Raw genomic sequence first — 24,915 nt, 5'->3', positions numbered from 1 at the left:
TCCGCCTTGCCAACGTCTCCATCCCGGCCGCCACTGCTTTACCTGAGCGTGGCAGCCTGCCTCCTGCTCGGCATGGCCAATGCAATCGGCTGGGTGCTCGATATTCCCTTGCTGCTGTCGCTGTTCGAAAGCCTGCCCCGCATGGTGCCGGCGACGACCGTGCTGGTGCTGGCCAGCACCGCCAGCCTGTGGCTCCAGGCGCGCCATCCTGCGCCCTCCGGCGTGGCAGCCGCGCTCGGCCTGCTGGTCTGCGCCGGCAGCCTGTTCATGCTGGCATGCCACATCGTGGGCGCCGCGCCGGCGCCCTGGCTGCTCTCCTACGCAGGCGCGCAGTCGGCGCTCAGCCTGTCGGCGCCCCTGACCTCGAGCCTTTTCAGCATACTCGGCGCCGCACTTGCCCTGCTGGCGCGCGACCGTCACGTCGAGCTTGCCCAGATCGGGATCGTCGCCGTACTCCTTCTGGCTCTGCTCAATTTCGCCGGCTACTTTTCCCAGGAGACGAGCCTGTACGAGATGTTGCCGGGGAAGGGCGTGTCCTTGCCGACGACGGCGGCAGCCATCCTGCTTGCCTGTGGCGCCCTCATGCTGCGGCCCGGCGAGGGCATCATGATGGTCATCGGGGGCTCCTCGCCCAGCGCCCGCATCGCGCGGCGCCTGCTGTTCCTGGCGCTGGCCATTCCGGTGGTGCTGGCCGTCTGTGCCGTGATCGCCCTGCATGCCGGCCTGTACGACGCGGAAACGCTGCTGCCCCTGCTGGCGTGGGGCACCATCGTCTTGCTGGGGCTCCTGATCTGGCGCTTCGCCTGGCGCCTGTACCAGATCGACGTCGCCCGCACCCGCGCCGAGCAGGACTTGCAGAACGCGCTGCAGCAGCTGCGCGAGGAGCGCGACCGCAAGGACGTTTTCCTCGCCACGCTGGCGCACGAGCTGCGCAATCCGCTCGCGCCCATCCAGTCGGCGGCCGAGGTGCTGCACCACATGCGCGACCCCGACAAGACGCGCATCGACAAGGTCGGCAGCATGATCCTGCGCCAGGTCGACAACATGGTGCACCTGGTCGACGACCTGATGGATGTCTCGCGCATCGGGCGCGGCCAGCTGACGCTCGAGCAGCAAGCCGTCGACATCGGCACGGCGATCAACGATGCGTATGAACAGGTGCGCCCGGCGATCGAGCGCAAGGGACATGCATGCCGGCTCGAGCTGCTGCCGGAGCCGGTGGTCGTGCTGGGCGACCACAAGCGCCTGGTGCAGGTGATTGCCAACCTGCTCAACAATGCGGCCAAGTACACCCCGGAGGGCGGGGCGCTGGCCTTGCAGTTGACGACCGACGCGCAGCAGGTAGCGGTTGCGGTGCGCGATAACGGCATCGGCATCGACGCCGCCTTGCTGCCGCACGTATTCGAGACCTTTACCCAGGCGACGCTCACGCCCGACCGCCGCCAGGGCGGCCTGGGATTGGGCCTGGCGCTGGTCAAGCGCCTGACCGAACTGCACGGCGGAACGGTGCGGGCGGAAAGCAACGGTGCCGGGCAGGGAACGACGTTTACGGTCGTGCTGCCGCGGGCAGGCTAAGCCCGCAGTTTTTCCTCGGCGCGCAAGGTGAGCACGCGCACGCCATTGCGGGTCACGGCCACCGTGTGCTCGAACTGGGCGGACAGTTGCCCGTCGCGCGTGACGACCGTCCAGCCGTCGTCTTCGGTGCGTACCGCGCGCCGCCCCTGGTTCAGCATCGGCTCGATGGTGAAGACCATGCCTTCCTCCAGCACCAGCCCTGTTTGCGGCTTACCCCAATGCAGCACTTGGGGCGGCTCGTGCATTTCGCGGCCGATGCCGTGGCCGCAGTATTCCTTCACGACCGAATAGCCGTTCTTGAGGGCATGCCGTTCGATCGCATGGCCCACATCGCCCAGCCGCGCGCCCGGACGGACGGCCTTGATGCCTTTCCACATAGCCTCGTAGGTCACCTGCACCAGGCGTTCCGCCAGCGGGTTCACTTTGCCGATCAGATAGGTCTTGCTGGAGTCGGCGATGTAGCCGTTTTTCTCCAGGGTGATATCGAAGTTGACGATGTCGCCGTCCTGCAGGATTTCGGTCGGGGAAGGGACGCCGTGGCACACCACGTGGTTGCGCGAGGAATTGAGCGCGTAAGCATAGCCGTACTGGCCCTTGCTGGCGGGACGGGCTTCGAGTTCGTTGACGATCAGGCTGTCGACCAGGTCGTTGACCTGCATGGTCGACATGCCGATCAGGTTCAGTTGATCCAGGTGGCCGAACACGTCCGCCAGCAATTTGCCGGCGGTGGCCATCAGGGCGATTTCTTCGGGGCGCTTGGTCATGGCTAGGCGGCCGCCGTCATCGCTTGCGGTTCGACGCCGGCGTTTCTCAGTTCCCTGGTGATGATCTCGTTGAAGCTTTGGGTTGGGTTCATTTCGCAGAGCAGGCCGATCCTGATCCAGAACGCGGCCTGGGCGTTGATCGAGCGGTGGGTGACGGTGCTGGCTTTGCGAAGCTGGTCGTGCAGCTCTTCTTCAATGTTGACGATGCCCATTTGGCTCTCCGAATATATGAAACGTATACGAAGTATATATACTGGTTCGGTGGCATGGCAAGCGTAGTTTGCTGGTTTGCTGAACAACGACTCCTTGCCTGGATTTCAACAGCTCTCGTACACTGAGCCATGTCAAGGCCCGCAGCGGGCCAACTCCCTCTTCTGAAGAAAATGAAAAAGACACTGATCAGCTCCGGCTCGCGTTTTGAAGAACAAATCGGTTATTCGCGCGCTGTTGTGGCGGGGGACTGGGTATTCGTGTCTGGGACTACCGGGTTCGATTACAGCGACATGTCGATATCGGACGATCTGCTGACGCAGACGGAGCAATGCTTGCTGAATATCGAATCGGCCTTGCAGCAGGCGGGTGCCAGTCTGAAGGATGTTGTCCGCGTTACTTACGTGCTTCCGGATGCGGGCGAGTTCGAGCAATGCTGGCCGGTGCTGCGCAAGTATTTTGGGGATGTGCGGCCGGCGGCGATGATGATTTCGGCGGGGCTGGCGGATGCGCGGATGAAAATTGAGATTGAGGTTACGGCGCTTAGGAATCTGGAAGGGTAGCCAGTTACTGTGCGTACTCGTTCTGCCCTAAGGTCATGGTTTTTGGCACAAGCGAAGGGCAAGGCAGGTCTGCTGCCGGGTCGTAAGCGGACGCTGCAATAGGTCTGCAAGCGGCCAAGAGCAGTTCTCTACGACGGGTGAGATGGCCGCGGAATGACACTGTGTACGCGCAAACTGCAGTTTTTCTACAGCTACAGCAGTTTTGTAGCTATTCACAATCCAGGCGTTGGACAATGTCGCTAGACGTTCCTTTTGATTACGAGCAGATGGAAGAGCAACTGCACCTCCTTCTGGGGCGTTTTTTTGTAACCAGCTTGGTTAAAGAGGCTGAACTGGTCGACAAACAACTAACTAAAATTCTTTGGTAGCCGCGACCGCGATGGGCCAAAAGCAGTCTCCCCCTGTGCTTGTATTCGGCGGTCTAAACACCACGTACTGGCCATGGTTAAAAACAAACTTAATTGGAAGAGACCGCTGTTTTTCGCGCTTTTGCCAATCTTTTTGATTATGATTTTTCTTGGTTTTCCTATGCCAGTGGCCCCACCACCAGCGACCAAGCCGACTCAAGAGCAGACTGTCGTCGTGAAAAAGAAGAAGAAACGTATCGGATTAACTCTCGAGGCAGATCAACGAAGCGACAAGTCTGAACCTCTGTGACCAACTGCGGAACTGAATATCGTGCGTCTGCTTTGGGTCGGTCGTAAGCGGTCGCTACTGAAAAATTCTTACTCGGCCAGTTGCGGGCAGTAACAAGCAGTGCGCCATAAGGCCAGAGACGGGAACCCGCTTTTCTAATAAAGATGGGAATCCACATCGCGAGGATCAGCAAGCTTGATCAAACCCTTCGCGATACTCAGCACGATGAGAATGCCGACTATATCGCCGGTGATCATGGCGATAAGCGCAGTCCAGTCGACCAGTCCGGTATGAACCCACGTGAACGCATGGTGGAACACAGGGCTCATCAGGCCGCATAACAGGCCGGTGAACATGAGCCGCTGGGCGGTGAGATTTCTAAGGCGTGGGCCGAGGTCGAACCAGTGTTTTGCAAAAAGATAGGCCAGGTACGGTCCACCGGCTGCGGCGACTGCGCCGGTTACGGCACGCACGTTGTTTTCGAAGACGAAATGCTGGAAGTTGAGGTAGATGCTTGCCAGGAGCAGGCCTACGAAACCGGCGAATCCAAACAGCAGGGTTGCCAAAAGGCGGATGCCGGCCGGGAGGAATACCCAGTTGATGCCTGAATCGCCACGACTATCGTAGACACTCCTGAGCCATAATATCGGGCACAAGGAGAAGATATGAGCGGTAAGCGGTACACAGAAGAATTCAAGATTGCAGCGGTCAAGCAGGTGGCGCAGGGCGGTCACCCGGCGAGCGACGTAGCGTCCCGGCTCGGGATCAGCATCCATAGCCTGTACGCCTGGACAAAGCGCTACGGCGTGCCCGAGACGGAGCGCAAGGCTGTCGATGCTCAGTCAGACGAGATGCGGCGCCTGAAGGCCGAGCTCAAGCGCGTCACGGAGGAGCGTGACATATTGAAAAAGGCCGCGGTGTACTTTGCCAAGACGTCCGGGTAAGGTACACCTTAATTGCTCAGTTACAGGACCAATTCCCCGTGCGCCGGCTGTGCAAAGTGCTTGAGGTGCATCCGAGCGGTTTCTATGCCTGGCGCCTTAACCCTGAAAGCAAACGAGCCAAGGAAGACAAGCGCCTCCTGGTTCCCATCAAGGAGTCCTGGCTGGAAAGCGGCAGCGTGTACGGCTACCGCAAAGTCAGCGACGATCTGCGCGAGCTCGGTGAACAATGCGGCGTCAATCGTGTCCACCGACTCATGAGGTCGGCCGGGATTCGTTCACAAACCGGCTACGCCAAGCGCAAATACAAACGCGGCGGTGCTCCTTCGCTGGTGGCGCCTAATCATCTACAGCGCCAATTCGACGTGCAGGAACCGAACCGGGTATGGGTGACGGACATCACGTACATTCGCACTTACGAAGGCTGGCTTTATTTGGCTGTTGTACTGGACCTGTTCTCGCGCCAGGTGATTGGCTGGTCGATGAGTTCACGCATCGATCGCGAGCTGGCGATGAATGCGCTCCTGATGGCCGTCTGGCGCCGGCAACCCAAGAATACAGTGATGGTGCATTCCGATCAGGGCAGCCAATTCAGCAGCTACGACTGGCGCGACTTTCTGGACGAGCATAACCTGCAGCAGAGCATGAGCCGGCGTGGGAACTGCCACGATAACGCCGTGGCCGAGAGCTTCTTCCAGCTCCTAAAACGGGAACGAATCCGACGCAAGACCTACGGCACCCGGGAAGAAGCAAAGCAGGATGTCTTCGATTACATCGAGATGTTTTACAATCCAAAGCGCCGGCACAGCTTCAGCAATGACTTGTCGCCGGTCGAGTATGAAAAGCAGTATTTCAAGCGGCTCGCGAGTGTCTAGGAAACTCGTGGCGATTCATAACAAGCGGGTCGCAGAGGTCGCCCAGACGCTCAGTGACACGTTTGGTGGGGAGTTCAAACGGAAGCCTGAGTTGTTCTGGGAGGCTGTAAGGAAGTACAACAGCAATCTTACTGACCACTTCCTGAGGATGCACGGGATTGATCCCGAGGACTACCACTTCGATGAGCCTGAGGTGTCTGACGAGTTCTAACGGATGTGCGCCCTCAGGCAACCTTGAGGGCGTCAAAAAGCCTCAGGTAGTCAAGTGTTTAATCTGAGTCAAATTTAACTACCGGTGCCGGCTTGGTCTGACCGTCGAGGCTGTTGCTTTACAGAAAGCCATCCCAAATGATTGATATTAAGAAACGAATTGCACTGGTCGAAGAACTGATGGCAAACGGCAGTACACAGTCTCTGACATATGCCGCGCTGGAATGCCGCCTAACCATCGAACAAATCTGTTATGACAGGCTACTGAGCTCACATAACTACATTGCCCGTGCGGATTTGAAGAAATGGACTCCGGCACAAGTGGTCAAACAGATTGCTGAAGAAGCAAATGAGAACATCGCCACTGGACTGACCTTAAGCATATCAACAGAGTCCGTCCAAGAGGGCAAAGAACCGAAGACCCAAGCCGACTACGAAAAGTTTGAATACGTCAAAGTGGGGCAGCAGATTGGCTTCAACATCAACAAGGTTCACAGCCTCTGGCAAGCGTTATCCAAGGTTGCCCTTCACATCAGCCTCCCAGAGGAAAAGCAACCGCTATCAATGTATGGCAGGCCGGATGCCATCAAAGGAAAATTGGCAGAAGCGGTGAAGTTGTTCAAAACTTTCGAAGCGGAAACCCTGATCATGGGGTCAATAGGACCGGGAAACAGCTTTGAATGTCTTGGATGCGGAACACTGGTTGAATCGCCCCGGGTTTTGTAGAGGCTCCATTGTTTGAGAGAATGGAGCTATGAAAAAGCAACCCAAGTATTCCCCCGAAGTCATCGAGCGCGCCGTGCGCATGGTCAGCGAAGCCGGCAGCCAGTACCACTCGCAGTGGGCCGCAATCACGTCGATCGCTGCCAAGATCGGCTGCACACCGGAGACGCTGCGCCGTTGGGTACGCCAGCAGGAGCGTGATACCGGCCAGCGTCCCGGAGCTACTACCGCCGAAGATGAGCGCGTCAAGGCGCTTGAGCGAGAAGTGCGCGAGCTGCGCAAGGCAAACGAGATCCTTCGCTTGGCGAGTGCGTTTTTCGCCCAGGCGGAGCTCGGCCGCCACTTCAAGCCGTGAGGGCTTTCATCGACCGGTACCGCCATGCCTACGGTGTCGAGCCGATCTGCAAGGTGATGCAGGTCGCGCCGTCGGGCTATTGGCGTCACGCTGCGCAGCAACGCAACCCGGCACTGCGCTGTGCCCGCGCCCAACGCGACGACGTGCTGAGCGGCGACATCGAGCGGGTGTGGCAGGCGAACCTGCAGGTCTACGGAGCTGACAAGGTTTGGCGCCAGCTCAGGCGTGAGGGAACGGAGGTGGCCCGCTGCACCGTGGAGCGCCTGATGCGCAAGGCCGGGCTGCGCGGCGTCATGCGCGGCAAGGTGGTACGCACGACGGTTGCCGATGCAAAGGCCCCATGCCCGCTCGACCGCGTTAATCGACAGTTCAAGGCCCAGCGACCAAACCAACTGTGGGTCAGCGATTTCACCTACGTCTCGACCTGGCAGGGTTTCGTCTATGTCGCCTTCGTGATCGACGTTTTCGCTCGGCGCATTGTCGGCTGGCGCGTCAGCAGCTCGATGCGGACTGACTTCGTGCTCGATGCACTGGAGCAGGCGCTGTACGCTCGTCAGCCCGAACGGAACGAGCTGGTCCATCATAGCGACAGGGGCTCGCAATACGTATCGATAAAGTACAGCGAGCGACTGTCAGAAGCCGGCATTGAGCCGTCTGTTGGCAGCAAGGGCGACAGTTACGACAATGCACTGGCCGAGACCATCAATGGGCTTTACAAGGCTGAACTGATCCACCGCCGCGCTCCCTGGAAAACGCGTGAGGCCGTCGAACTGGCCACGCTGGAATGGGTGTCCTGGTTCAATCATCATCGACTGCTGGAACCGCTCGGCTATATACCGCCAGCGGAAGCTGAGGCAAACTATTACAAGCAACTGAGCAGTCAAGCCGTTGCGGCCTGACTCACACCAACCGGCCTCCACGAAACCCGGGGCGATTCAGGTACGGCGTAACGCTGACTTGCTCAAGGCTGGACAAGTCATCAACTGTTTCAATCCGTTGTGTGACGACACGTATACGGTCAGTCGTGAAGACGATCAAATCACGTACGTACGAAGGTTGATTCCAGTAGTTTGTAAAGCATGTTCGAATACGAATCTTATCCAAACGAAAGTTGTGGAGAAACTTCGCTTTCCTGATGCGTTGCCAATTGCGTGTGTTGAATGCGGGGAGTCGACGCTTATTCGACTGCAACTGGTTCAAGAAAAAGTTCGCCAAGGGGATGGCAGGGATGGCTTCAGCACGACCGAAAACGATCAATGATGTTTGGAATCGGAGACTAGGGGTACTCCAAGTCAGCACTCCAACTTGGTTCTTTGACGGGACGATATTTCCTTTGAAATCAAGGGTTTACGTCTAAGCTGAAATCTTGGCGGAGAGAGGGGGATTCGAACCCCCGGTAGGCTATGAACCTACACACGCTTTCCAGGCGTGCGACTTAAACCACTCATCCATCTCTCCTGCAATGCCTCGCTTTCGCGAAGCCGCCTATTATAGCAACAATTCTCGTCAGTTCAAGCACATTCCCGCCTCTTCCCCCAGCTCTCCAGCCAGCAAAATTTCAAGCTTGTCATTTTGCTGTCATCGACCGGACATTTTTGTTTGTTGTAATGCATGCATCCCCGCTGCGCAGCAGGGCTGTAACCGGATTCAGCAAACAGTCCATGCCGGCAGAACACCGGCACGATCGAACCTACTCGGAGAATGCCCAGCATGACCTACCAGAACCTCTCGCCGTCACGGCGCAATTTGCTCAAGGGCGTCGCCGGCGTCTCGGCTTTGCCCTTCGTGGGCGCGTTCATCGCGCTGCAGTCGCAGCAGTCACGCGCTGCGAATGGCGCTACCGCGCTGGTCGACAGCCCCTACGGCGCGATCCGCCCCGTGGCCGACATGACGACTGGCTTGCCGCTGCTGCAGCTGCCGCCCGGCTTTACCTATAAAAGCTTCGGCTGGCGCGGCGATACGATGGCCAATGGGATGCCTTGCCCGGGCGGGCATGACGGCATGGGTGTCGTCGTTGCGCGCAAGGTGGGGCGCAGCAGCGAGCTGGTGTTGGTGCGCAATCACGAAATCGGCGCCACTTCGGCGGGAAATTTCATCAATGCGCCCGGCGTCTACGACAACGGCACCAGCACCACGACGACCGGCAACAAGTTCGGCGGCGGCACCACCAACCTGGTCTTTCGCGACGGGAACTGGCTCAGCATGACGCCGAGCCTGGGCGGCACGCAAACCAACTGCGCTGGCGGCATCACGCCCTGGGGGACCTGGCTTACCTGCGAGGAAGTCGGCTCGGATGCCGTCAGCGCCTCCGGCCGCAAGCACGGCTATGTGTTCGAAGTGAATGCCGATCCGGCGCGCACGACCGGGTTGCCGATCATCGGCATGGGGCGCTTCGCGCACGAGGCGGCGGCGGTCGATCCGGCTACCGGCAACGTCTACGAGACCGAAGACAGCTCGGGCAAGTCCGGCTTCTATCGCTATGTGCCGGACATCAAGAACGGTGCGCCCGGTTCGCTCGCCATGGGCGGCGTGCTGCAAATGGCGAAGGTCAAGGGCATGCCGAACGTGAACCTGGGCACGGCGCCGCTGAACGCGCGCTACGAGCTCGAATGGGTGCCGGTCGCCGATCCGGATGCGAACCGCGGCAATGCCGTCGGCCAGACCGGCGTCGCCATCACGAATGCGGCAGGTCCTTTCGTGCAGGGCTGGCAGCTGGGCGCGCTGCGCATGAACCGGGGCGAGGGCATCTGGTATGCGCAGGGCAAAATGTATGTGATGGATACGGCCGGCGGCGCCGTGTCGCGCGGGGCGATCTGGGAACTCGACCTGGCAACCCAGGTGCTCACCTGCATCTACTCGAGCCCGAGCCAGCTGGTCGGCAATATGGGCGACAACCTGACGGTGAGCCCGCGCAACGCGATCCTGATCTGCGAGGACGCTTCCACCGCCGCCACCGACCCCTTCGGCTTCGGCCAGCGCCTGATGGGCATCACGGGGCAGGGCGATGCCTATATCTTCGCCAAGAACAACATCAACCTGGACGCGGCCCAGCTGCAGGGCGCCGGCAAGCAGGCGGGCCTGGCGGGCGACCACCGCGGCAACGAGTTCGCCGGCGCCTGTTTCGATCCGACCGGGCGCTACCTGTTCGTCAACATCCAGACGCCCGGCATCACCTTCGCCATCGCCGGCCCATGGGCCAAGGGTCCGCTGTAACCATCAAAGGGAAAAATCATGCAACTCGTTAAATTTACCGCCGCGCTCGCCGCTGCACTGTCCTTCTGCGGCCCGGCCAATGCCGCGCTCCTGCTCAACACCACCGGCCCAGCCGCCAATACGGTGACCGACTACAGCGCTCCTGGTGCGGTCTCGTTCGACCTCGACCTGGCGCAACTGAGCCCAACGACGCTGCGCTTCGAAATCGAGGCGCAAGACCTGGCCGGTCCACTGACCCTGAATGCCATCGTACGCAACCTGAGCGGCATGGCGCTCAAGGGCTTCCACGTCAACCTGACCGGGATTTCCTTCCTCGCCGTCGGCAGCGTGACTCCCACCTTCGGCACGCTGGGCGGGGTCACGACCAGTTCGGATTACGCCGGCATCACGTTCGCCTCGCCGGAGTGGGCCGAATTCCACTTCGGGAACCCGCTGGCGTTCAACGACAAGACCGACTGGTTCCTCGACACCCGCGGCTTGGCCGTCGGCGACACCTTTGCCATCAGCGCCGAGGTTCCCGAGCCGTCGAGCCTGGCATTGCTGCTGCCGGCCCTGTGCATGGCCGGGCTGATGGCGGCGCGCCGGCGCCGCCAAGGCTGACAAAAGAGCAAAGGCGCCGCCGCGCCGGCCTCCCGGCCGGTTGGGCGGCGCTTCGTTTTAGAGCGAAAGCGCAGCGCCGAAGCCCGGGCCCGGTGCACGGCCCGGGAGCGGCTCTGGCACAATCGTGGTTTCGCGGCAGGCCCAAGGGCGCCGCATCTGGCGATGGGAAGCGATTGTGTTGACTGGAGTATTGTGCGGCGTGCTGGCCGGCGCCTTGTGGGGCATGGTGTTCATCGTCCCCGAACTGTTGCCGAATTTTTCCCCGGTCGAGCTGGCCGTCGGGCGCTACACCGCGTATGGCGCGATCTCCCTCGGGCTGATGCTGCCGGGCCTGCGCCGCCTGCTGCCGCGTCTCGCGCCGAGTGACTACCTGGCCCTGCTGCGCCAGGCCCTGTCCGGCAACCTGGTCTATTACATGCTGCTCGCGCTGGGCGTGAAGCTGGCCGGCGTGGCGCCGACTTCCCTCATCATCGGCCTGATCCCGGTCGCCGTCACCCTGCTGGGCCGGCGCGACCATGGCGCCGTGCCGCTCAGGCGCCTGGCCGCGCCCTTGCTCATCATCGGCGTGGCGATCGCCTGCATCAATATCGATGCCTTCAGCCACGCCCAGGCAGGCGGGGCGCCCATGTCCTCGACCGTGCTGGGCCTGGCCTGCGCCTTTGGCGCGCTGGCCTGCTGGACCTGGTACGCGCTCGACAATGCGCGCTACCTGAAACGCAATCCCCAATTCAGCGGCGGCCAGTGGTCGTCGCTCTATGGCCTGGCGAGCGGCCTGGTGGCCCTGCCGATCGGTGCGGCGGCCATGCTGCTGGCGCAAGCCGGCGTTACCGAAAGCCCCGCGCCGGGACGCGACTGGCTGCTGTTCTGGGTGTACAACGGCATGCTGGCCCTGGGCGCTTCGGTGATCGGCAACCAGCTGTGGAATATCGCCAGCCGGCGCCTGCCGGTGACCCTCACGGGCCAGCTGATCCTGTTCGAGACGGTGTCGGCCATGCTCTACGGTTTCGCCTGGCGCGGGCAGGGGCCGCGCCCCCTGGAACTGGTCGCAATCGTCCTGCTGGTGCTGGGCGTGACCTGGTCGGTACGCCTGCACGCGACGCCGCGGCAGCAGGGCGTGGTAGCCTGACGACAGAACAGTTCGTTTCGATGCGGGTGACGCGCACGGCGTCATCTTGCCGCGTACAATTAGTTCTTTCAATCAGGCAATCTTTCGAGCCATGGACCGATTACCGCAGAACGCCTCGACCCAACCGACGGACATGAAATTGTCCGAGCTGATCGGATCGCTTAGCTACGCACTCGACATCACCGAGGGTCAGCCGGACGGGCACTGCGTGCGGGTCTGCTGGATCGGCATGCACATCGGGCGCGACGCGGGCATGAGTCAGGAGCAGCTGTGGGAGCTGTATTACACCTTGCTCCTGAAAGACCTCGGCTGCAGCAGCAATGCCGCGCGCATCTGCGAGCTGTACCTGACCGACGACCTCGATTTCAAGCGCGGCTTCAAGACGGTCGGCGACAGCCTGCCGCAGGTGCTCGGCTTCGTGCTCAAGCACACCGGCCTGAAAGCAGGGCTGGCCGAGCGCTTCCGTAGCGTGATGACGATCCTGCGCGACGGGCCTGCAATCGCCCAGGAGATGATCGTTACGCGCTGCTCGCGCGGCGCCGACATCGCGCGCCTGCTGCGTTTCCCGGAACGGGTTGCGGCCGGCATCTACAGCCTCGACGAGCACTTCAACGGCAAAGGCAAGCCGGCCCAGCTGGCGGGCGAAGCCATTCCCGTGTATTCGCGCATCGCGCTGCTGGCGCAGGTGATCGACGTGTTCCATGCCGAAGGCGGGCGCGCGGCGGCGCTGAAGGAAGCGCGTGCACGCAGCGGCAGCTGGTTCGATCCGCGCCTGGTCGCGGCCTTCGAGCGCGTGGCCAAGAACGAGGCCTTCTGGAACATGCTGGTCTCGAAAGAGATCGACCAGACGGTATTCGCGATGGAGCCGGCCGAACACACGATCCCGCTCGACGACGACTACCTCGACGACATCGCCGCCGCTTTTGGCCAGGTGGTCGACTCGAAAAGCCCCTACACCAGTGGCCACAGCAGCCGCGTCGCGCTCTACACCGACATGATCGCCGAAGAACTGGGCCTGTCCGCCGAGCGGCGCCGCTGGCTCAAGCGCGGCGCGCTGCTGCACGACGTCGGTAAACTCGGCGTGAGCAACAGCGTGCTCGATAAAGCCGGCGCGCTCGACCGCGACGAATGGGCCGCGGTGCGCGCGCACGCCGCCTACACCGAGACCATCCTGGGCCGCATTTCAGCCTTTGCGGAACTGGGCCGCATCGCCGGCGCCCACCATGAACGCCTGGACGGCGGCGGCTATCCGCGCGGCCTGTCGGGCGACCAGATCGACATCGAAACGCGCATCATCACCACCGCCGACATCTTCGACGCCATCACCGCCGAGCGGCCCTACCGCGGCGCGATTCCCGTGCCGCAGGCGCTCGAGATGATGGAAAAAACGGTCGGCACGGCGATCGACGCGCGCTGCTTCGATGCGCTCAAGCGCGCGATCGAACGCGTGCCTCTGGCGGCACTGGCGCCAGCCGCCTAAGGTAGGGTGGGCACTCTGTGCCCACGCGGTACGCACGTCTCGTATCCACGTGGCGGTGCCGCAGGTGAAAGCATGCGCACGTAACGCGTGGGCACGGAGTGCCCACCCTACGATGCGTCAGATACTCGGATCGGCCGCATCGTCGGGCAGCGGAAACACCTGCCCCTTGCCGGCGCGCTTGGCCGCATACATCTGGCGGTCCGCTTCCTTGATCAATTCTTCCGGGCCGGTGCTGGCGTCCGGCTTGAACACGGCCATGCCGATGCTCGCGCCCACGCTGGCGAAGCTGCCGTCGATCGCCACCGGCAACCCCAGTTCGGCGATGATCTTGTGCGCCACCTGGCGCGCGTCCATGAGGGTATCGCTCATCGCCTCGAGCAGCACGGTGAATTCGTCGCCGGCCAGGCGGAACACGCTGTCGGTCTTGCGCACCACCTCCAGCAGGCGCGCCGCCACCGCGCGCAATACCGTGTCGCCGGCGTCGTGGCCGAAATCGTCGTTGACGGCTTTGAACCCGTCCAGGTCGATGAACAGCAGGGCCATGCTCTTGCCGTTGCGCGCCGCGCGCAACTGGGCGATCGGCAGCGTCTCGAGCAGGGCGCGCCGGTTCAAGAGGCCCGTCAGTACGTCGTGCCGGCTCTCGTATTCGCGCCGCGCCTCGTCTTCCTTGCGCTCCGAAATATCGTGCAGGAAGGCCGAGAACGTCTTCTGGCCATGCCGCTCGAGCACGCTCATGCGCACTTCGACGATCAGCGAGGAGCCGTCCTTGCGCACCGCCGGCAGTTCCAGGCGCTTGCCCAGCACGGTCGAGACCCCGGTCGTCACATAGCGCAGCATGCCGCCGCGGTGGGCGTCGGCCATGTCCTCGGGGATGATCAGGCGCTCGAGCGGCGTGCCGATCGCCTCCGGGGCGCTGTAGCCGAAGGTCTGCTCGGCCGCGCGGTTCCAGACGGTGACGACCCCGTCCTGGTCCAGGCCGATGTAGGCGTCGTTCGCGTTTTCGATCACGCTGCGCAGTTCCAGTTCGCGCTCGTGCAGCTCGACGGTGCGTTCGGCCACGCGCGTTTCGAGATCGGCGCGCAGCGCCGAGAGGGCGTTCTCCGCTTCCTTCTGGGCGCTGATGTCCTGGATCATCAAAATCAGGTATTCGATCTCGCCCGCCTCGTTCTCCTTCTTGCTGACGTTCAGGTTGACCCAGACGATGCTGCCATTCTTGCGGATGTAGCGCTTCTCCAGCTGGTACTGGCCGATCTCGCCGGCGCGCAGTTGACGCAGCAGGTCGAGGTCGAGATCGATGTCGGCGGGATGGGTCACGTCCTGGAAGGTCAGGCGCTGCAGTTCGGCTGACGAATAGCCGAGCGTCCTGCACAGGGAATCGTTCACGCTGATGCAGCTGCCGCTCGGCGCGACCAGCGCGATGCCGGTGCCGGCCAGGTCGAAGATCGAGCGAAAGCGCGCTTCGCTGGCGCCGAGCACCGCCTCCGAGCGCTGCATGAGGCGGCCGGCGACGGCCAGCCGTTCGCGGTACTGCACTTCCTTTTGCACGATGTCGGCCAGGTCGATCATGATGCAGAGCTCGTCGGCGCTGAGTACGCGGACCTGCTCGTCGATTGCGCACAGGGTGCCGATCGCCAGGCCGCCCGTGGTGCGGATTGGCACGCCGGCATAGAAACGGATGTTCGGGGCGCCCGTGACGAGCGGGTTGTCGGCAAAGCGCGCGTCGCTGGTGGCATCGGCCACGACCAGTGGCTGGTCCTGCAGCAGCGCGTGGGCGCAGAAGGCGAATTCGCGCGGCGTTTCCTGCGCATCCAGGCCGACGCGCGACTTGAACCACTGGCGGTTCTCGTCCACCAGCGAGAACAGGACGATCGGGACCTTCAACAGGCGGCTCACGAGCCGGGTGACGCGGTCGAAGACCTCCTCGTCCTCGGTATCGAGCAGGTTGAGCGCCTTGAGCAACTGCTGGCGTTCGAGTTCGTCGGGCGGATGGCTGGCTGCTGACATGGGTTCCTGTCCAAACGTGCAAGGTGCTACCCGCCTTGCATGGTGGCGGTCAGCGTGACTGTAGCAGATCGCCGTGGCCACATTACTTTTGACCGTGCTAGGATCGTGCCAACCACAGACAAGCAAGGATACGACCAGGTGCATTGCGTAATCGAACAAGCCCCCTACGCCCAGCTTCCCGACGGCAGCCAGGTCAGCATCTTCACACTGGCCAACCGCGCCGGGATGACCGTCAGGATTCTCGACTTTGGCGGCATCATCACCGAAATCCACGTGCCCGACCGCGCCGGCGTATTCCAGGACGTGGCGCTTGGCTTCGACACGTTGGAACCCTATCGCGGCGACAGCCCGTACTTTGGTGCCCTGATCGGCCGCTACGGCAACCGCATCGCAGGTGGGCGCTTCACGCTCGACGGCGAGCAGCATCAGCTGCCGGTCAACAACGGCAAGAACCACCTGCACGGCGGCGCGCCCGGTTTCGATCGCGTGCTGTGGCGCGCGCGTGTCGAGAATGGGGAACTGGTGCTGGCCTACCGCAGCGTCGATGGCGAGCAGGGCTACCCCGGCACGCTCGATGCGACGGTGCGTTATTCCCTGAACGACGATAACGAAATCGTCGTGCGCTTCGAGGCCGTGACCGACCGCGCCACGCCCGTCAACCTGACCCAGCACAGCTATTTCAACCTGGCCGGCGGCGGCGACATCCTCGGCCACGAGGTGACGATCGAAGCGGACAAGTTTGTCCCCATCGATGCCGATTCGATCCCGACCGGCAGCCTGGCGCCGGTGGCCGGCACGCCGTTCGACTTCCGCACCCCCGCCACGATCGGCGCGCGCATCGGCGAGGCGGACGAACAGCTGCGCAACGGCGGCGGCTACGACCACTGCTTCGTCCTGAACAAGCCCGCGCCCGGCGTGCTGTCGCGCGCGGCGCGCGTGCGCGATCCGGTGTCGGGACGCGTGCTCGAACTGTTCACGCAGGAGCCGGGCGTGCAGTTCTACAGCGGGAACTTCCTCGACGGTTCGCTCGCAGGCAAGGGCAAGGCCTACGCCCACCGCAGCGGCTTTTGCCTGGAGCCGCAGCACTTCCCGGATTCGCCCAACCAGAGCGCATTTCCGAACACGATCCTGCGTCCGGGCGAGGTGTATGCGACCGAATCGCGCTTTCGCTTTTCAACCGATTAAAAACGCCTGACTGAGTCGAAGCCGCCACGTTTTCCATGCGCGGCGCATCGGTTTCATCCCCCCTGCATGACCCGGACACGCCAGCCTGCCGAAGGCGTGTTCCGCGCGGCTGCGGCCGCTATAATCGGAAAATTCCTACCGCCGCCCACGGGATTATTCCTACAATGAATCGATCGATGCGCGCCAGCCCCCGCGATGCCGACCGTGTCGGCGTACGGGCGCTGCTGCGCGCCGCGGTACCTGCCGCAGGCGGCAACAGGCCCTGGCCGGACGGCATGCGGGTCACGGTCGACCTGATGCTCGGGGCGCGCTTTCCGATGTTCGCAGCCTGGGGTCCGGAGCTGCGCCTGGTCTATAACGATGCCTGCATCGCCCTCCTGGGCGAACGCCATCCGGCCTTCCTCGGGCAGCCCCTGCCGCATGCGTTCACGGACAGCTGGGCCGGCGTGATGCCGGTGCTCGAGGCCAGCCTGGCGGGCCAGGCCGCGCTGGTCGAGGACCTGGCGCTGGAGGTCGTGCAGGCGGGGCGGGCACTGCGGCGCTATGTCACGCTGTCGGCCTCGCCCCTGCGCGAGCAGGGCGAGGTAACCGGCGTGGTGTGCGTGCTGACCGACACCACGGCGCGCGTGCTGGCCGAACAGCAGCACCGCTTCCAGCTCAAGTTGGGTGCGACCCTGCGTGAACTGCTCGACCCGGTGGACGTGATGGAAGCGGCCAGCAGCCTGCTCGGGCGCCACCTGGCGGTGGGACGCGCGGGCTATGGCGAGATCGATCCGGCCGGGCACACGGTGCGCATCGGGCGCGACTGGTCCGACGGCAGGACCGCCAGCCTGGCCTGCCAGACGCGCGCGCTCGACTGCTTCGGCCCGGCGCTGATCGAACGCCTGCGCCTGGGGCAGGTGCTGCAGATCGACGACGTCGCCGGCGATCCGCTGGCGGCATCGCATGCAAGCGGGTTCGGGGAGATCGAGGCGCGCGCGATGATCGTGGTGCCGATCATCGAAGCGGGCCGTCTGGCGGCCATCTTCTACCTGATCGAGGCGGCGCCGCGCGACTGGAGTGTGCGCGAGGTGGCGCTGGCCGAAGACGTGGCGCGCCAGACGCGCGAGGCGGTGCGCCGCGCCCGCGTCGAGGAAACCCTGCGCGACGAGACGCGCATCCTGGAAGTGCTGAACCGCACCGGCCAGGCGCTGGCCTCGACGCAGGGCGGCGAGATGCTGCTGCGGGCCGTCACCGATGCCGGCACCCAGTTGAGCGGCGCGCGCTTCGGCGCCTTTTTCTATACCGCCCAGGATGCGCGCGGCGAGAGTGCGCTGCGCTTCACGGTGTCGGGCGCGCCGCGGGAGGCCTTCGGCCATCCGGCCGGCGCGGCGGCCGCGCTGGACACCATCTTCCAGGGGCAGGTCTCCGTGCGCAGCGACGACGTCACGCACGATCCGCGCTATGGCCAGGCGCGGCCCTTCGGCATGCCGGAAGGGGGCGAAGAGGTGCGCAGCTACCTGGCGGTGCCGGTGGTGTCGCGTTCGGGGGCGGTGCTGGGCGGCCTGTTCTTCGGCCACCCTGCGCCGGCCGTGTTCAACGAACGCACCGAGCGCATCGTCGCCGGCGTGGCGGCGCAGGCCGCGGTGGCGCTGGACAATGCGCGCCTCTACGAGGCAGCGCGCAAGTCTGCGCTCGAACGCGACGCCCTGCTGCAAAGCGAGCGCGCGGCGCGGGTCGAGGCCGAGCGCCTGTCGCGCATGAAGGACGAGTTCCTGGCGATGCTGGCGCACGAGCTGCGCAACCCGCTGGCGCCGATCAGCAGCTCGTCGGCCCTGCTGGGCATGCAGTTTCGCGACGAGCCGCGCGTGCGCCAGGCAAGCGCCATCATCGCGCGCCAGGTCAAGCACATGAGCCGCCTGATCGACGACCTGCTCGACGTCTCGCGCGTGACGCGCGGGCTGGTGACGCTGCAGGTGGACGAGGTCGACCTGTGCGACGTCGTGCGCAGCGCCCTCGACCAGGCGCAGCCGCTGATCGAAGAAAAATCGCACCGGGTCGAGCTCGACCTGCCGCAGTGCCCGGCCCTGGTGCGTGGCGACGCCACGCGCCTGATCCAGGCCGTGGCCAACATCCTCAACAACGCGGCCAAGTACACGCCGCCGGCCGGCACCATCCGCGTCTCGGTTGCCCTGCACCATGGGCGCGCGCGGCTGCAAGTGCGCGACAACGGCTCGGGCATGCCGCCCGATCTGCTGCCGAGCGTGTTCGAGCTGTTCACGCAAGGCGCACGCACGCTGGCGCGCTCGCAGGGCGGACTCGGGCTGGGCCTGGCACTGGTGAAAAAGCTGGTCGAACTGCATGGGGGCGAGGTCAGCGCCCACAGCGACGGCGTCGGGCTGGGCAGCGTGTTCACGATCGACTTGCCGTGCGCGGCGGAGGCAGATGCGGCGCCAGCTGGCGGAGCTGCGGGCGCCCAGGCCTTCCGTCCGCTGCGCGTGATCGTCGTCGACGACAACGCCGACGCGGCCGACAGCCTGGCCATGCTGCTCAAGGCCCAGGGGCATACGGTAATGATCGAGTACTCGGGACGCAGCGCGCTGCGGCGCGCCCTGCGCGAGGCGCCGGACGCGATGGTGGTCGATATCGGTTTGCCCGACATGGATGGCTACCAGCTGGCCACCCTGCTGCGCGCGCAGCCCCAAACGCGCGACGCGGTGCTCATCGCCGCCACCGGCTACGGCCAGGAGCGCGACCGTGCGCGGGCACGCGAAGCCGGGTTTGCACACCACCTGGTCAAGCCGCTGGACATCGCGGCGCTGGTGCGCCTGCTACAGGCCGCTGCCAGCAAGGCCTGAACTTATACTTCTCCGAGGGCTGCCATCTGGGCCAGGAGCGTGGATCTGGCGGCATCGATCTGGCGCGCATTCGTGCGCGAGGACAGCGTCGTGCGCTCCTTGCGGCCGAGGAAGTAGGCGACCCGTTCGGCGTTCGCACCGGACGGATGGGGCAGACCGTGCAGGATGCGGTCGCGCCGGATCACGCCCTCGCGCGCCAGCCAGTCGAGGCCCTCGGCGACGCTGCCGCCCATCGGGATGTAGAGCGCGTCCGGCAGCTGGGCCGCTTCATGCGCGAAGTAGCGCAGCACCTGTTCGCGCAGGAAGGGCAGCTTCGCCATGCCCGGCGTGCCGCTGTAGTTCCTGCCGTCGACGAAGACCGGATGGCGCAGGATCGCGCTGATCTGCACCAGGTGGGCGTCGGCGTCGAACAGCGAGGCGCAACTGGCGATGCCGAGCCAGCGCTGCACGCCGATGGCGTCGAGCAGGGCGACGAAATTGGGCCGGATCGCGCCGCTGAAAGAACCTGCCAGGCGCGCCGCGCGCAGCAGCTCGGCTTGATTGGCGCCGGCCGCCATCTGGCGCTGGGCCTCGGCCATCGCATTCTTCCATTGCGCAAAGCCAGGGGCGATGCCGACGACGACGACCCGGGCCTGCGTGTTGACGTGTTCGAAGGGGATGTAATGCACGCTCAGCCGGCCGTCGCGGGCCAGCAGGAAGCGCTCGGGCAAGGCGGCTGGCGAGGCGATCGCTGCCAGGTCGAGCGTGCGGATCGCGTCCACATAGGCGGGAAACAGGAGCGGCGTCACGGGCAGGTGCACATATAATTGAACAAATGCAGTTATGTTTTAGAAAATTATAGTTCCTATAACAAATTCGGTAAAGCATAAATGTGAAATGCCGGTGTCGTTCGTGTGACGTCAGCCGTGAGCTTGCCGCTGGTGGTAAGCTGGAGCTAGGAATTTGCTTCATTGATGAGGCCGTTTCTTACACTCCAGGGAGAACATCATGGCCCAGGTCGCATTGATCACGGTTCACGGAATGGGCGAGACGCCGCGCGACTACGCGGCCGGCGTGTTCGGCGAAATGCGCACCCGGCTCGGTCCGGCGCTGCGCGAGCGCGCCGCCTTCTTTTCCGTGTATTACCAGGACATCCTGCAGAAGAACGAGCAGACGGTCTGGGAGCGGGTCGACAGCGGCAGCAAGGTCCATTACGACGAGCTGCGCAAGTTCATGCTGTTCGGCTTTGCCGACGCCGCCGGCCTCGAGAACCGCAAGGAAGATTCCGGCTCGGTCTACGAACTGGCGCAAGGCCAGATCGCCCGCGCACTGCTCGCTGCCCACGCCGCCAATCCCGGGATGCCGGTTGTCTTCCTCGCGCATTCGCTGGGCTGCCAGGTCTTGTCGAGCTATATCTACGATGCGCAGAAGGCGCTTGGCGGAGGACGCGTCGACGCCGGCATCTGGCGCGACATCGACGCCTGGTCGCGCCCGGCGCTGGGACGCCTGCTCAGCGAGCGCGAAAAGCAGTTCCTGGCCGCCGGCACCTGCAGCGCCCTGGTGACGACCGGCTGCAACATCCCGATTTTCGTTGCCGCCCACAAGGAAATGCACATCAAGCCGATCGCGCCGCCGACGCCCTTGTTTCACTGGCTGAACCTGTACGACCCGGACGACGTGCTCGGCTGGCCGCTGCAGTCGCTGTCGAACGGCTACCGCACCCTGGTCGAGGACCGCGTCATGAATGCGGGGCAGGGCGCGGTGGGGTGGATGCTCAAGAGCTGGAATCCGCTGTCACATAACAGCTACTGGACGGACAAGGACGTGCTCGAGCCGCTGGCGGGGATGCTCAGGCGGCTGGTGAGTTAGATCAAGCGTACTGCAGCGTAAATAGCGACCGAATATCCCCCGCCACCATCCCGCGCGCATTCCTGATCAGCGGCTGGCGGAAGCGCTCCAGCACCGCGCGCCTGCCCTCGTCGAGCAGCCCCAGCTGATCGAGCACGTTATAGGTAATCGTGTGCAGAGCGCGGTTGTTCCCGTCGGCGACCTTGATGGCGATGCCGATGCCCTTCGAGCGGATGCCGATCGCCTGCACCGCGTCGGCGCCGATCTTGGCGACCCAGTCGCCGCCGCCCGCCGTCATCAACACCAGGTCGCTGCGCTCGGTGCCCGAGACCATGTCGGGCCGCCCCGTCATGGCATCGAACAGCGGTCCGAGCGCATTGCCCAGGCGCGGGTCGCTGCTTCCTTGCGCCAGGCGCGCGTACAGGTGGGCGAGACTGGCCAGTGGCAGCGCATAATTCGGCGCCGAGCAGCCGTCGATGCCGGAAGGCAGCGCGGATTCGGGCAGGTTCACGGCGTCGGCCAGCGCCGCGCGGATGGCGCGCTGCAGCGGGTGATCCGGTTCGACATAGCCGGCGGTGGGCGCGCCATGCTGGCGGCACCAGGCGAGAAAACCGCTGTGTTTGCCGGAGCAGTTGTGGTGCAGCGGCGTCCAGGCCTGGTCCTGCGGCACGGGCAGGTTATTCGTTTCGTAGTACAGGGGCGCACCGCAGCCGCATTCGAGCTGGCCGGCGTCCAGGCCGATCTTGCCGAGGATTGCGCGCACGCCGGCCAGGTGCTTTTCTTCGCCCGAATGGCTGGCGCACAGCAGCGCAAGCTCGTCCTGCGCCAGGCCGAATTTTTCGGGTCCGTTCGAGAGCAAGAAGGGCAGGGCCTGGAAAGGTTTCAGGGCCGAGCGCGTGAAGGTCTGGTACTGCGGGTCGCCGGCCCAGGCCAGCAAGCGGCCCTCGGCATCGACGACGGCGATCGAACCGGCGTGGACGTTTTCGACCGTGTAGCCGGTGGCAGGGTAGCCGCGCGTGGTGGCGGCGAGGGGAACGGCAGGGACAGCGTGCATGCGCGGATCTCGTGAGGTAGTCGATCCGGCTACTCTAATCGAGACGTGGCGAGGATGTCGCCACGTCTGGCCCCTGTCATTACATCGGTGCGCCGAATTTGCCGGCCTGGTAGTCGCGGATCGCCTGCTCGATCTCGGCGCGCGAGTTCATCACGAAGGGGCCGTGCGAGACCACCGGCGCACCGATCGGCTCGGCGTGGCCGAACAGGACGACGCTGTCCTCGAGCGCCGTCATCTCGACCTCGTCGCCTTCGTGGCCCAGTTCGACCAGGTGGAAGGCGCTGATGCGGTCGTCCGCCACGCCGGCCTGCAGCGCGCCGCGCACGACGTACAGGAAGACGTTGCGCTGCGCGAGATCGCGCACGCGCAGGCGTCCGCCGGCCTTGAATTCGATGGTGCTCATGAAGACACCGGTCAGCGACTTTACCGGTCCCTGTGTACCTTCCCATTCGCCCGCCGTCAGGTGCAGCGTGACGCGGCCGTCATCAAGCGACAGCGCCGGGATGTCTTCTTTCTGCAGCCCGGTGTAGGCCGGCTGCGTCATTTTCAGGTGCGGCGGCAGGTTGACCCACAGCTGCAGGATTTCGAGCGGGCCGCCGGTGTCGAGGAATTCGCGCGGCGAGATTTCGGCGTGAATCAGGCCGCTGCCGGCCGTCATCCACTGCACGCCGCCGGCGCGGATGATGCTCTCGTGGCCGGCGCTGTCCTTGTGCGTCAGCATGCCCTCGAGGATGAAGGTGACGGTCTCGAAGCCGCGGTGAGGATGCGGGCCGAAAGGCAGGCCGCGGTTGTGCGGCGGATAGGTTTGCGGGCCGTGGTGGTTCAGGAACAGGAAGGGATCGACCTGGTCCAGGTGCGCGCTGGGAACAGGGCGTTGGGTGATCAGGTCGCCGATATCGTCGCGCAGTGCCGGGTGGATGCGGCGCACCAGTTTGTCGCTCATAGTCGTGCTCATGCGTTCCTCGTTGGTCTTGTGGTTGGCTGTAACGATACCGGAATGCCGCGGATTGAGTCGAACGCCTCTGTGCTAGACTCGTTGCGCTTATGCAATGGAGACAGTCGAGACCATGAAACGCACCATCCTCGCCAGCCTGATGCTGGCCCTCGCCGTGCACGGCGGGGCCGACGCCGCCCAGCCGGCCGTGCCCAGTCCGGCCGCCGTGAAGGCCGCCAAATATGCCGTCACGACCTACCGCACCGATGTTGTGAAAACGCTCGCCGGCCTAGTCAGCTTCAATACCGTGGCCGACCCGAAGATCCCGTCGGACCAGGATCCGCAGCACATCGCATTCAAGAATTACCTGAAAACTGAGACAACCCGTCTCGGTTTCGACTTCGCCGACCATGGCTGGGTGGTCGTCATCGGCCTGGGCAAGGGCGAAGAGCGGGTCGGCATCGTCACCCACGGCGACGTCCAGCCGGTCGACCCGAGCAAGTGGAAGAAGTCGCCCTTCGTGCTCGACCAGACGAGCGAGCCGGGCAAGCTGCTGGCGCGCGGCGCCGAGGACGACAAGGGCCCGATCGCCACCGCCCTGTACGCGATGAAGGCGCTCAAGGACCAGCAGCTGCCGCTGTCGAAACGGATCGAACTGTATGTGTACATGGGCGAGGAATCGAACTGGCAGCCGCTGGTCGACTTCCTGAAAACCCACGAGCCGCCGCAGATGAACATCACGCTCGACGCCGAGTATCCGGCGGTGGTGGCCGAGAAGGCCTCGGGCACGATCGCCGTCACCTTCACGAAGGCGAACGCGGTGGCGGTGCCGGTGGGCGAAGCGCACATTGCCGCCTTTGGCGGCGGCTTCTTCGGCAGCCAGATTCCGGAAGACGCCAACGCGACGATCGCCAACGCGAGCGCCGCCATCGAGGCCCAGGTGCGCGCCCGCGGCGCCGGGCAGGAAGGCATGCGCTACGATTTTGCGCGCAAGGGGGCGGACCTCGAGGTGCGGGCGCGCGGCGTCTCGGCGCACTCGTCGAAACCCGAAGACGGTGTCAACGCGGTGGCGATGCTGGCCGATGCGCTGGCGGTGCAGCCCTGGCCGAACACGACCGCCGGCGCAGCCGTCAACTACCTGAACCAGATGGTGGGAACGGGCCTGTATGGTGAAAAATTCGGCGGCATCGCTTACCGCGACAGCTTCATGGGCCGGATGACGGTGGCGCCGACCGTGATCCGCCAGAAGGAAGAGGGCATCGAGGTGTCGCTCAACCTGCGCCGCCCGCAAGGCAAGAGCATCGAGCAGCTGACAAACGAAGTCAATGCCGCGCTGGCCGAATGGCAGGGCCGCAACCTGGCGCTGGCGAACATCACGGTGAGGACGAGCGAGCCCTGGTTGCGCAAGGACGCGCCGCAACTGCCGATCCTGATGAACGTGTTTTCCTATTTCACCGGCATGAAGGACCCCAAGCCCGTGGCGATCGGCGGCGGCACCAACTCGCGCCTGTTCCCGAATGCGGTCAGCTTTGGCCCTGGCATGCCGGGCAAGGTCTACACGGGCCACTCCGAGCACGAGTTCATCACGCTGAAACAGTTATTGCTGAACCTGCAGATGTACACTGCCGTGCTGGCCGAGCTGGCGAAATAAGCATTCGTCGCCTGACACCGGCGCGTCCTGCGCCGGGTTTCTTTTGCTACCACAAGGGCCCGCAGGGGGCCGCTTTCCCTGGCGACGCTCCGGTTGGGCTTGTCAGTGTTTGTCTTGCCAAACCCCGTAAATACTTCTACTAGTTTTGTAGG

The 24,915-nt window shown here is 64.0% G+C and carries 22 protein-coding genes, 1 tRNA gene and 1 other annotated feature; of the genes, 15 read left to right on the top strand and 8 right to left on the bottom strand.

Annotation, left to right across the window (positions count from 1 at the left end; all coding sequences use genetic code 11):
- Window positions 1-48 precede the first annotated feature (48 nt).
- Complete coding sequence (locus tag NMB41_RS18450) at window positions 49-1,575, top strand: sensor histidine kinase (protein ID WP_494379256.1); 1,527 nt, start codon at window positions 49-51, stop codon at window positions 1,573-1,575.
- On the opposite strand, the gene map is transcribed toward NMB41_RS18450, so the two are convergent.
- Together map and NMB41_RS18440 are read right to left on the bottom strand one after the other, a co-directional pair.
- Window positions 1,572-2,339: a type I methionyl aminopeptidase gene (gene map, locus NMB41_RS18445; RefSeq protein WP_494379255.1), complete on the bottom strand. Its 768-nt coding sequence runs from the start codon at window positions 2,337-2,339 to the stop codon at window positions 1,572-1,574. The genes NMB41_RS18450 and map overlap by 4 nt on opposite strands.
- A 2-nt stretch (window positions 2,340-2,341) precedes the next feature.
- A complete protein-coding gene (locus tag NMB41_RS18440) occupies window positions 2,342-2,551 on the bottom strand; it encodes a ParD-like family protein (protein ID WP_494379254.1) in 210 nt (69 codons plus the stop codon).
- Between the two features lie 171 nt (window positions 2,552-2,722).
- On the opposite strand from NMB41_RS18440, the gene NMB41_RS18435 reads away from it, so the two are divergent.
- Together NMB41_RS18435 and NMB41_RS18430 are read left to right on the top strand one after the other, a co-directional pair.
- The gene (locus NMB41_RS18435) at window positions 2,723-3,112 is read left to right on the top strand and encodes a RidA family protein (protein WP_494379253.1); all 390 of its coding nucleotides are present in this window, start codon (window positions 2,723-2,725) and stop codon (window positions 3,110-3,112) included.
- Window positions 3,113-3,553: 441 nt separating this feature from the next.
- Complete coding sequence (locus NMB41_RS18430; protein WP_494379252.1) at window positions 3,554-3,769, top strand: hypothetical protein; 216 nt, start codon at window positions 3,554-3,556, stop codon at window positions 3,767-3,769.
- A 134-nt stretch (window positions 3,770-3,903) separates the two neighbouring features.
- On the opposite strand, the gene NMB41_RS18425 is transcribed toward NMB41_RS18430, so the two are convergent.
- Window positions 3,904-4,314, bottom strand: coding sequence for a hypothetical protein (locus tag NMB41_RS18425; protein WP_494379251.1), 411 nt, complete (start codon window positions 4,312-4,314; stop codon window positions 3,904-3,906).
- A gap of 99 nt (window positions 4,315-4,413) precedes the next feature.
- Here NMB41_RS18425 and NMB41_RS18420 point away from each other — a divergent pair.
- From NMB41_RS18420 to NMB41_RS18405, 4 genes are all read left to right on the top strand, one after another.
- Window positions 4,414-5,564 (top strand): IS3 family transposase gene (locus NMB41_RS18420; RefSeq protein WP_494379250.1). Its coding sequence is split into 2 segments (ribosomal slippage): window positions 4,414-4,654 and window positions 4,654-5,564, totalling 1,152 coding nucleotides; the frame shifts between segments, so codons are not numbered across the junction.
- 7 nt (window positions 5,565-5,571) lie between these two features.
- Window positions 5,572-5,775, top strand: a complete 204-nt coding sequence (locus tag NMB41_RS18415; RefSeq protein WP_494379249.1) for a hypothetical protein — start codon at window positions 5,572-5,574, stop codon at window positions 5,773-5,775.
- A gap of 137 nt (window positions 5,776-5,912) precedes the next feature.
- Complete coding sequence (locus NMB41_RS18410; RefSeq protein WP_494379248.1) at window positions 5,913-6,500, top strand: hypothetical protein; 588 nt, start codon at window positions 5,913-5,915, stop codon at window positions 6,498-6,500.
- A gap of 28 nt (window positions 6,501-6,528) precedes the next feature.
- A protein-coding gene (locus NMB41_RS18405; RefSeq protein WP_494379247.1) for an IS3 family transposase occupies window positions 6,529-7,751 on the top strand; the annotation gives its coding sequence in 2 pieces (ribosomal slippage) (window positions 6,529-6,817 and window positions 6,817-7,751; 1,224 coding nt in all).
- Window positions 6,807-6,923: a sequence feature (AL1L pseudoknot), on the top strand. Its footprint overlaps the gene before it by 117 nt.
- A gap of 468 nt (window positions 7,752-8,219) precedes the next feature.
- Here NMB41_RS18405 and NMB41_RS18400 read toward each other — a convergent pair.
- Window positions 8,220-8,310: transfer RNA gene (locus NMB41_RS18400), tRNA-Ser, on the bottom strand.
- A gap of 252 nt (window positions 8,311-8,562) precedes the next feature.
- Here NMB41_RS18400 and NMB41_RS18395 point away from each other — a divergent pair.
- From NMB41_RS18395 to NMB41_RS18380, 4 genes are all read left to right on the top strand, one after another.
- Window positions 8,563-10,065 carry a PhoX family protein gene (locus tag NMB41_RS18395; protein WP_494379246.1) on the top strand — a complete coding sequence of 501 codons (1,503 nt, stop codon included), beginning with the start codon at window positions 8,563-8,565 and terminating at the stop codon, window positions 10,063-10,065.
- Between the two features lie 18 nt (window positions 10,066-10,083).
- Entirely contained in the window at window positions 10,084-10,665 is a 582-nt protein-coding gene (locus NMB41_RS18390; protein ID WP_494379245.1) for a PEP-CTERM sorting domain-containing protein, read from the top strand.
- A gap of 223 nt (window positions 10,666-10,888) precedes the next feature.
- Window positions 10,889-11,791 (top strand): DMT family transporter, encoded by a 903-nt coding sequence (locus NMB41_RS18385; protein ID WP_494382869.1) that lies wholly within the window; start codon window positions 10,889-10,891, stop codon window positions 11,789-11,791.
- 91 nt (window positions 11,792-11,882) lie between these two features.
- Window positions 11,883-13,271, top strand: coding sequence for an HD-GYP domain-containing protein (locus NMB41_RS18380; RefSeq protein ID WP_494379244.1), 1,389 nt, complete (start codon window positions 11,883-11,885; stop codon window positions 13,269-13,271).
- Window positions 13,272-13,388: 117 nt separating this feature from the next.
- On the opposite strand, the gene NMB41_RS18375 is transcribed toward NMB41_RS18380, so the two are convergent.
- Window positions 13,389-15,275 carry a PAS domain S-box protein gene (locus NMB41_RS18375; RefSeq protein WP_494379243.1) on the bottom strand — a complete coding sequence of 629 codons (1,887 nt, stop codon included), beginning with the start codon at window positions 15,273-15,275 and terminating at the stop codon, window positions 13,389-13,391.
- Between the two features lie 105 nt (window positions 15,276-15,380).
- Between NMB41_RS18375 and NMB41_RS18370 the strand changes: the two genes are divergently transcribed.
- Window positions 15,381-16,460, top strand: coding sequence for an aldose epimerase family protein (locus tag NMB41_RS18370; RefSeq protein WP_494379242.1), 1,080 nt, complete (start codon window positions 15,381-15,383; stop codon window positions 16,458-16,460).
- Between the two features lie 176 nt (window positions 16,461-16,636).
- Window positions 16,637-19,297 carry a hybrid sensor histidine kinase/response regulator gene (locus NMB41_RS18365; protein WP_494379241.1) on the top strand — a complete coding sequence of 887 codons (2,661 nt, stop codon included), beginning with the start codon at window positions 16,637-16,639 and terminating at the stop codon, window positions 19,295-19,297.
- Between the two features lie 2 nt (window positions 19,298-19,299).
- On the opposite strand, the gene NMB41_RS18360 is transcribed toward NMB41_RS18365, so the two are convergent.
- Window positions 19,300-20,085, bottom strand: coding sequence for a uracil-DNA glycosylase family protein (locus tag NMB41_RS18360; RefSeq protein WP_494379240.1), 786 nt, complete (start codon window positions 20,083-20,085; stop codon window positions 19,300-19,302).
- Between the two features lie 199 nt (window positions 20,086-20,284).
- Here NMB41_RS18360 and NMB41_RS18355 point away from each other — a divergent pair, with 199 nt between their 5' ends.
- A complete protein-coding gene (locus tag NMB41_RS18355; RefSeq protein WP_494379239.1) occupies window positions 20,285-21,145 on the top strand; it encodes a hypothetical protein in 861 nt (286 codons plus the stop codon).
- A 1-nt stretch (window position 21,146) separates the two neighbouring features.
- Here the strand turns inward: NMB41_RS18355 and NMB41_RS18350 are convergent, their stop codons facing one another.
- Window positions 21,147-22,178 carry an asparaginase gene (locus tag NMB41_RS18350; RefSeq protein WP_494379238.1) on the bottom strand — a complete coding sequence of 344 codons (1,032 nt, stop codon included), beginning with the start codon at window positions 22,176-22,178 and terminating at the stop codon, window positions 21,147-21,149.
- A 79-nt stretch (window positions 22,179-22,257) separates the two neighbouring features.
- Window positions 22,258-23,133: a pirin family protein gene (locus NMB41_RS18345; protein WP_494379237.1), complete on the bottom strand. Its 876-nt coding sequence runs from the start codon at window positions 23,131-23,133 to the stop codon at window positions 22,258-22,260.
- Window positions 23,134-23,245: 112 nt separating this feature from the next.
- Here NMB41_RS18345 and NMB41_RS18340 point away from each other — a divergent pair, with 112 nt between their 5' ends.
- Entirely contained in the window at window positions 23,246-24,763 is a 1,518-nt protein-coding gene (locus NMB41_RS18340) for a dipeptidase (RefSeq protein WP_494379236.1), read from the top strand.
- Window positions 24,764-24,915: the final 152 nt, after the last annotated feature.

Source organism: Massilia sp. FBCC-B171 (assembly GCF_059134155.1).
The sequence above is the reverse complement of the archived record's forward strand: the minus strand, read 5'-3'. Positions and strand labels throughout refer to the sequence as shown.

Excerpts from the sequence above, each read along its gene's own strand:
- map (WP_494379255.1), bottom strand. The coding sequence starts at position 2,339 with ATGACCAAGCGCCCCGAAGAAATCGCCCTGATGGCCACCGCCGGCAAA.
- NMB41_RS18385 (WP_494382869.1), top strand. The coding sequence starts at position 10,889 with ATGGTGTTCATCGTCCCCGAACTGTTGCCGAATTTTTCCCCGGTCGAG.
- NMB41_RS18350 (WP_494379238.1), bottom strand. The coding sequence starts at position 22,178 with ATGCACGCTGTCCCTGCCGTTCCCCTCGCCGCCACCACGCGCGGCTAC.
- NMB41_RS18395 (WP_494379246.1), top strand. The coding sequence starts at position 8,563 with ATGACCTACCAGAACCTCTCGCCGTCACGGCGCAATTTGCTCAAGGGC.
- NMB41_RS18380 (WP_494379244.1), top strand. The coding sequence starts at position 11,883 with ATGGACCGATTACCGCAGAACGCCTCGACCCAACCGACGGACATGAAA.
- NMB41_RS18345 (WP_494379237.1), bottom strand. The coding sequence starts at position 23,133 with ATGAGCACGACTATGAGCGACAAACTGGTGCGCCGCATCCACCCGGCA.
- NMB41_RS18355 (WP_494379239.1), top strand. The coding sequence starts at position 20,285 with ATGGCCCAGGTCGCATTGATCACGGTTCACGGAATGGGCGAGACGCCG.
- NMB41_RS18390 (WP_494379245.1), top strand. The coding sequence starts at position 10,084 with ATGCAACTCGTTAAATTTACCGCCGCGCTCGCCGCTGCACTGTCCTTC.
- NMB41_RS18365 (WP_494379241.1), top strand. The coding sequence starts at position 16,637 with ATGCGCGCCAGCCCCCGCGATGCCGACCGTGTCGGCGTACGGGCGCTG.
- NMB41_RS18435 (WP_494379253.1), top strand. The coding sequence starts at position 2,723 with ATGAAAAAGACACTGATCAGCTCCGGCTCGCGTTTTGAAGAACAAATC.
- NMB41_RS18430 (WP_494379252.1), top strand. The coding sequence starts at position 3,554 with ATGGTTAAAAACAAACTTAATTGGAAGAGACCGCTGTTTTTCGCGCTT.
- NMB41_RS18410 (WP_494379248.1), top strand. The coding sequence starts at position 5,913 with ATGATTGATATTAAGAAACGAATTGCACTGGTCGAAGAACTGATGGCA.
- NMB41_RS18340 (WP_494379236.1), top strand. The coding sequence starts at position 23,246 with ATGAAACGCACCATCCTCGCCAGCCTGATGCTGGCCCTCGCCGTGCAC.
- NMB41_RS18375 (WP_494379243.1), bottom strand. The coding sequence starts at position 15,275 with ATGTCAGCAGCCAGCCATCCGCCCGACGAACTCGAACGCCAGCAGTTG.
- NMB41_RS18440 (WP_494379254.1), bottom strand. The coding sequence starts at position 2,551 with ATGGGCATCGTCAACATTGAAGAAGAGCTGCACGACCAGCTTCGCAAA.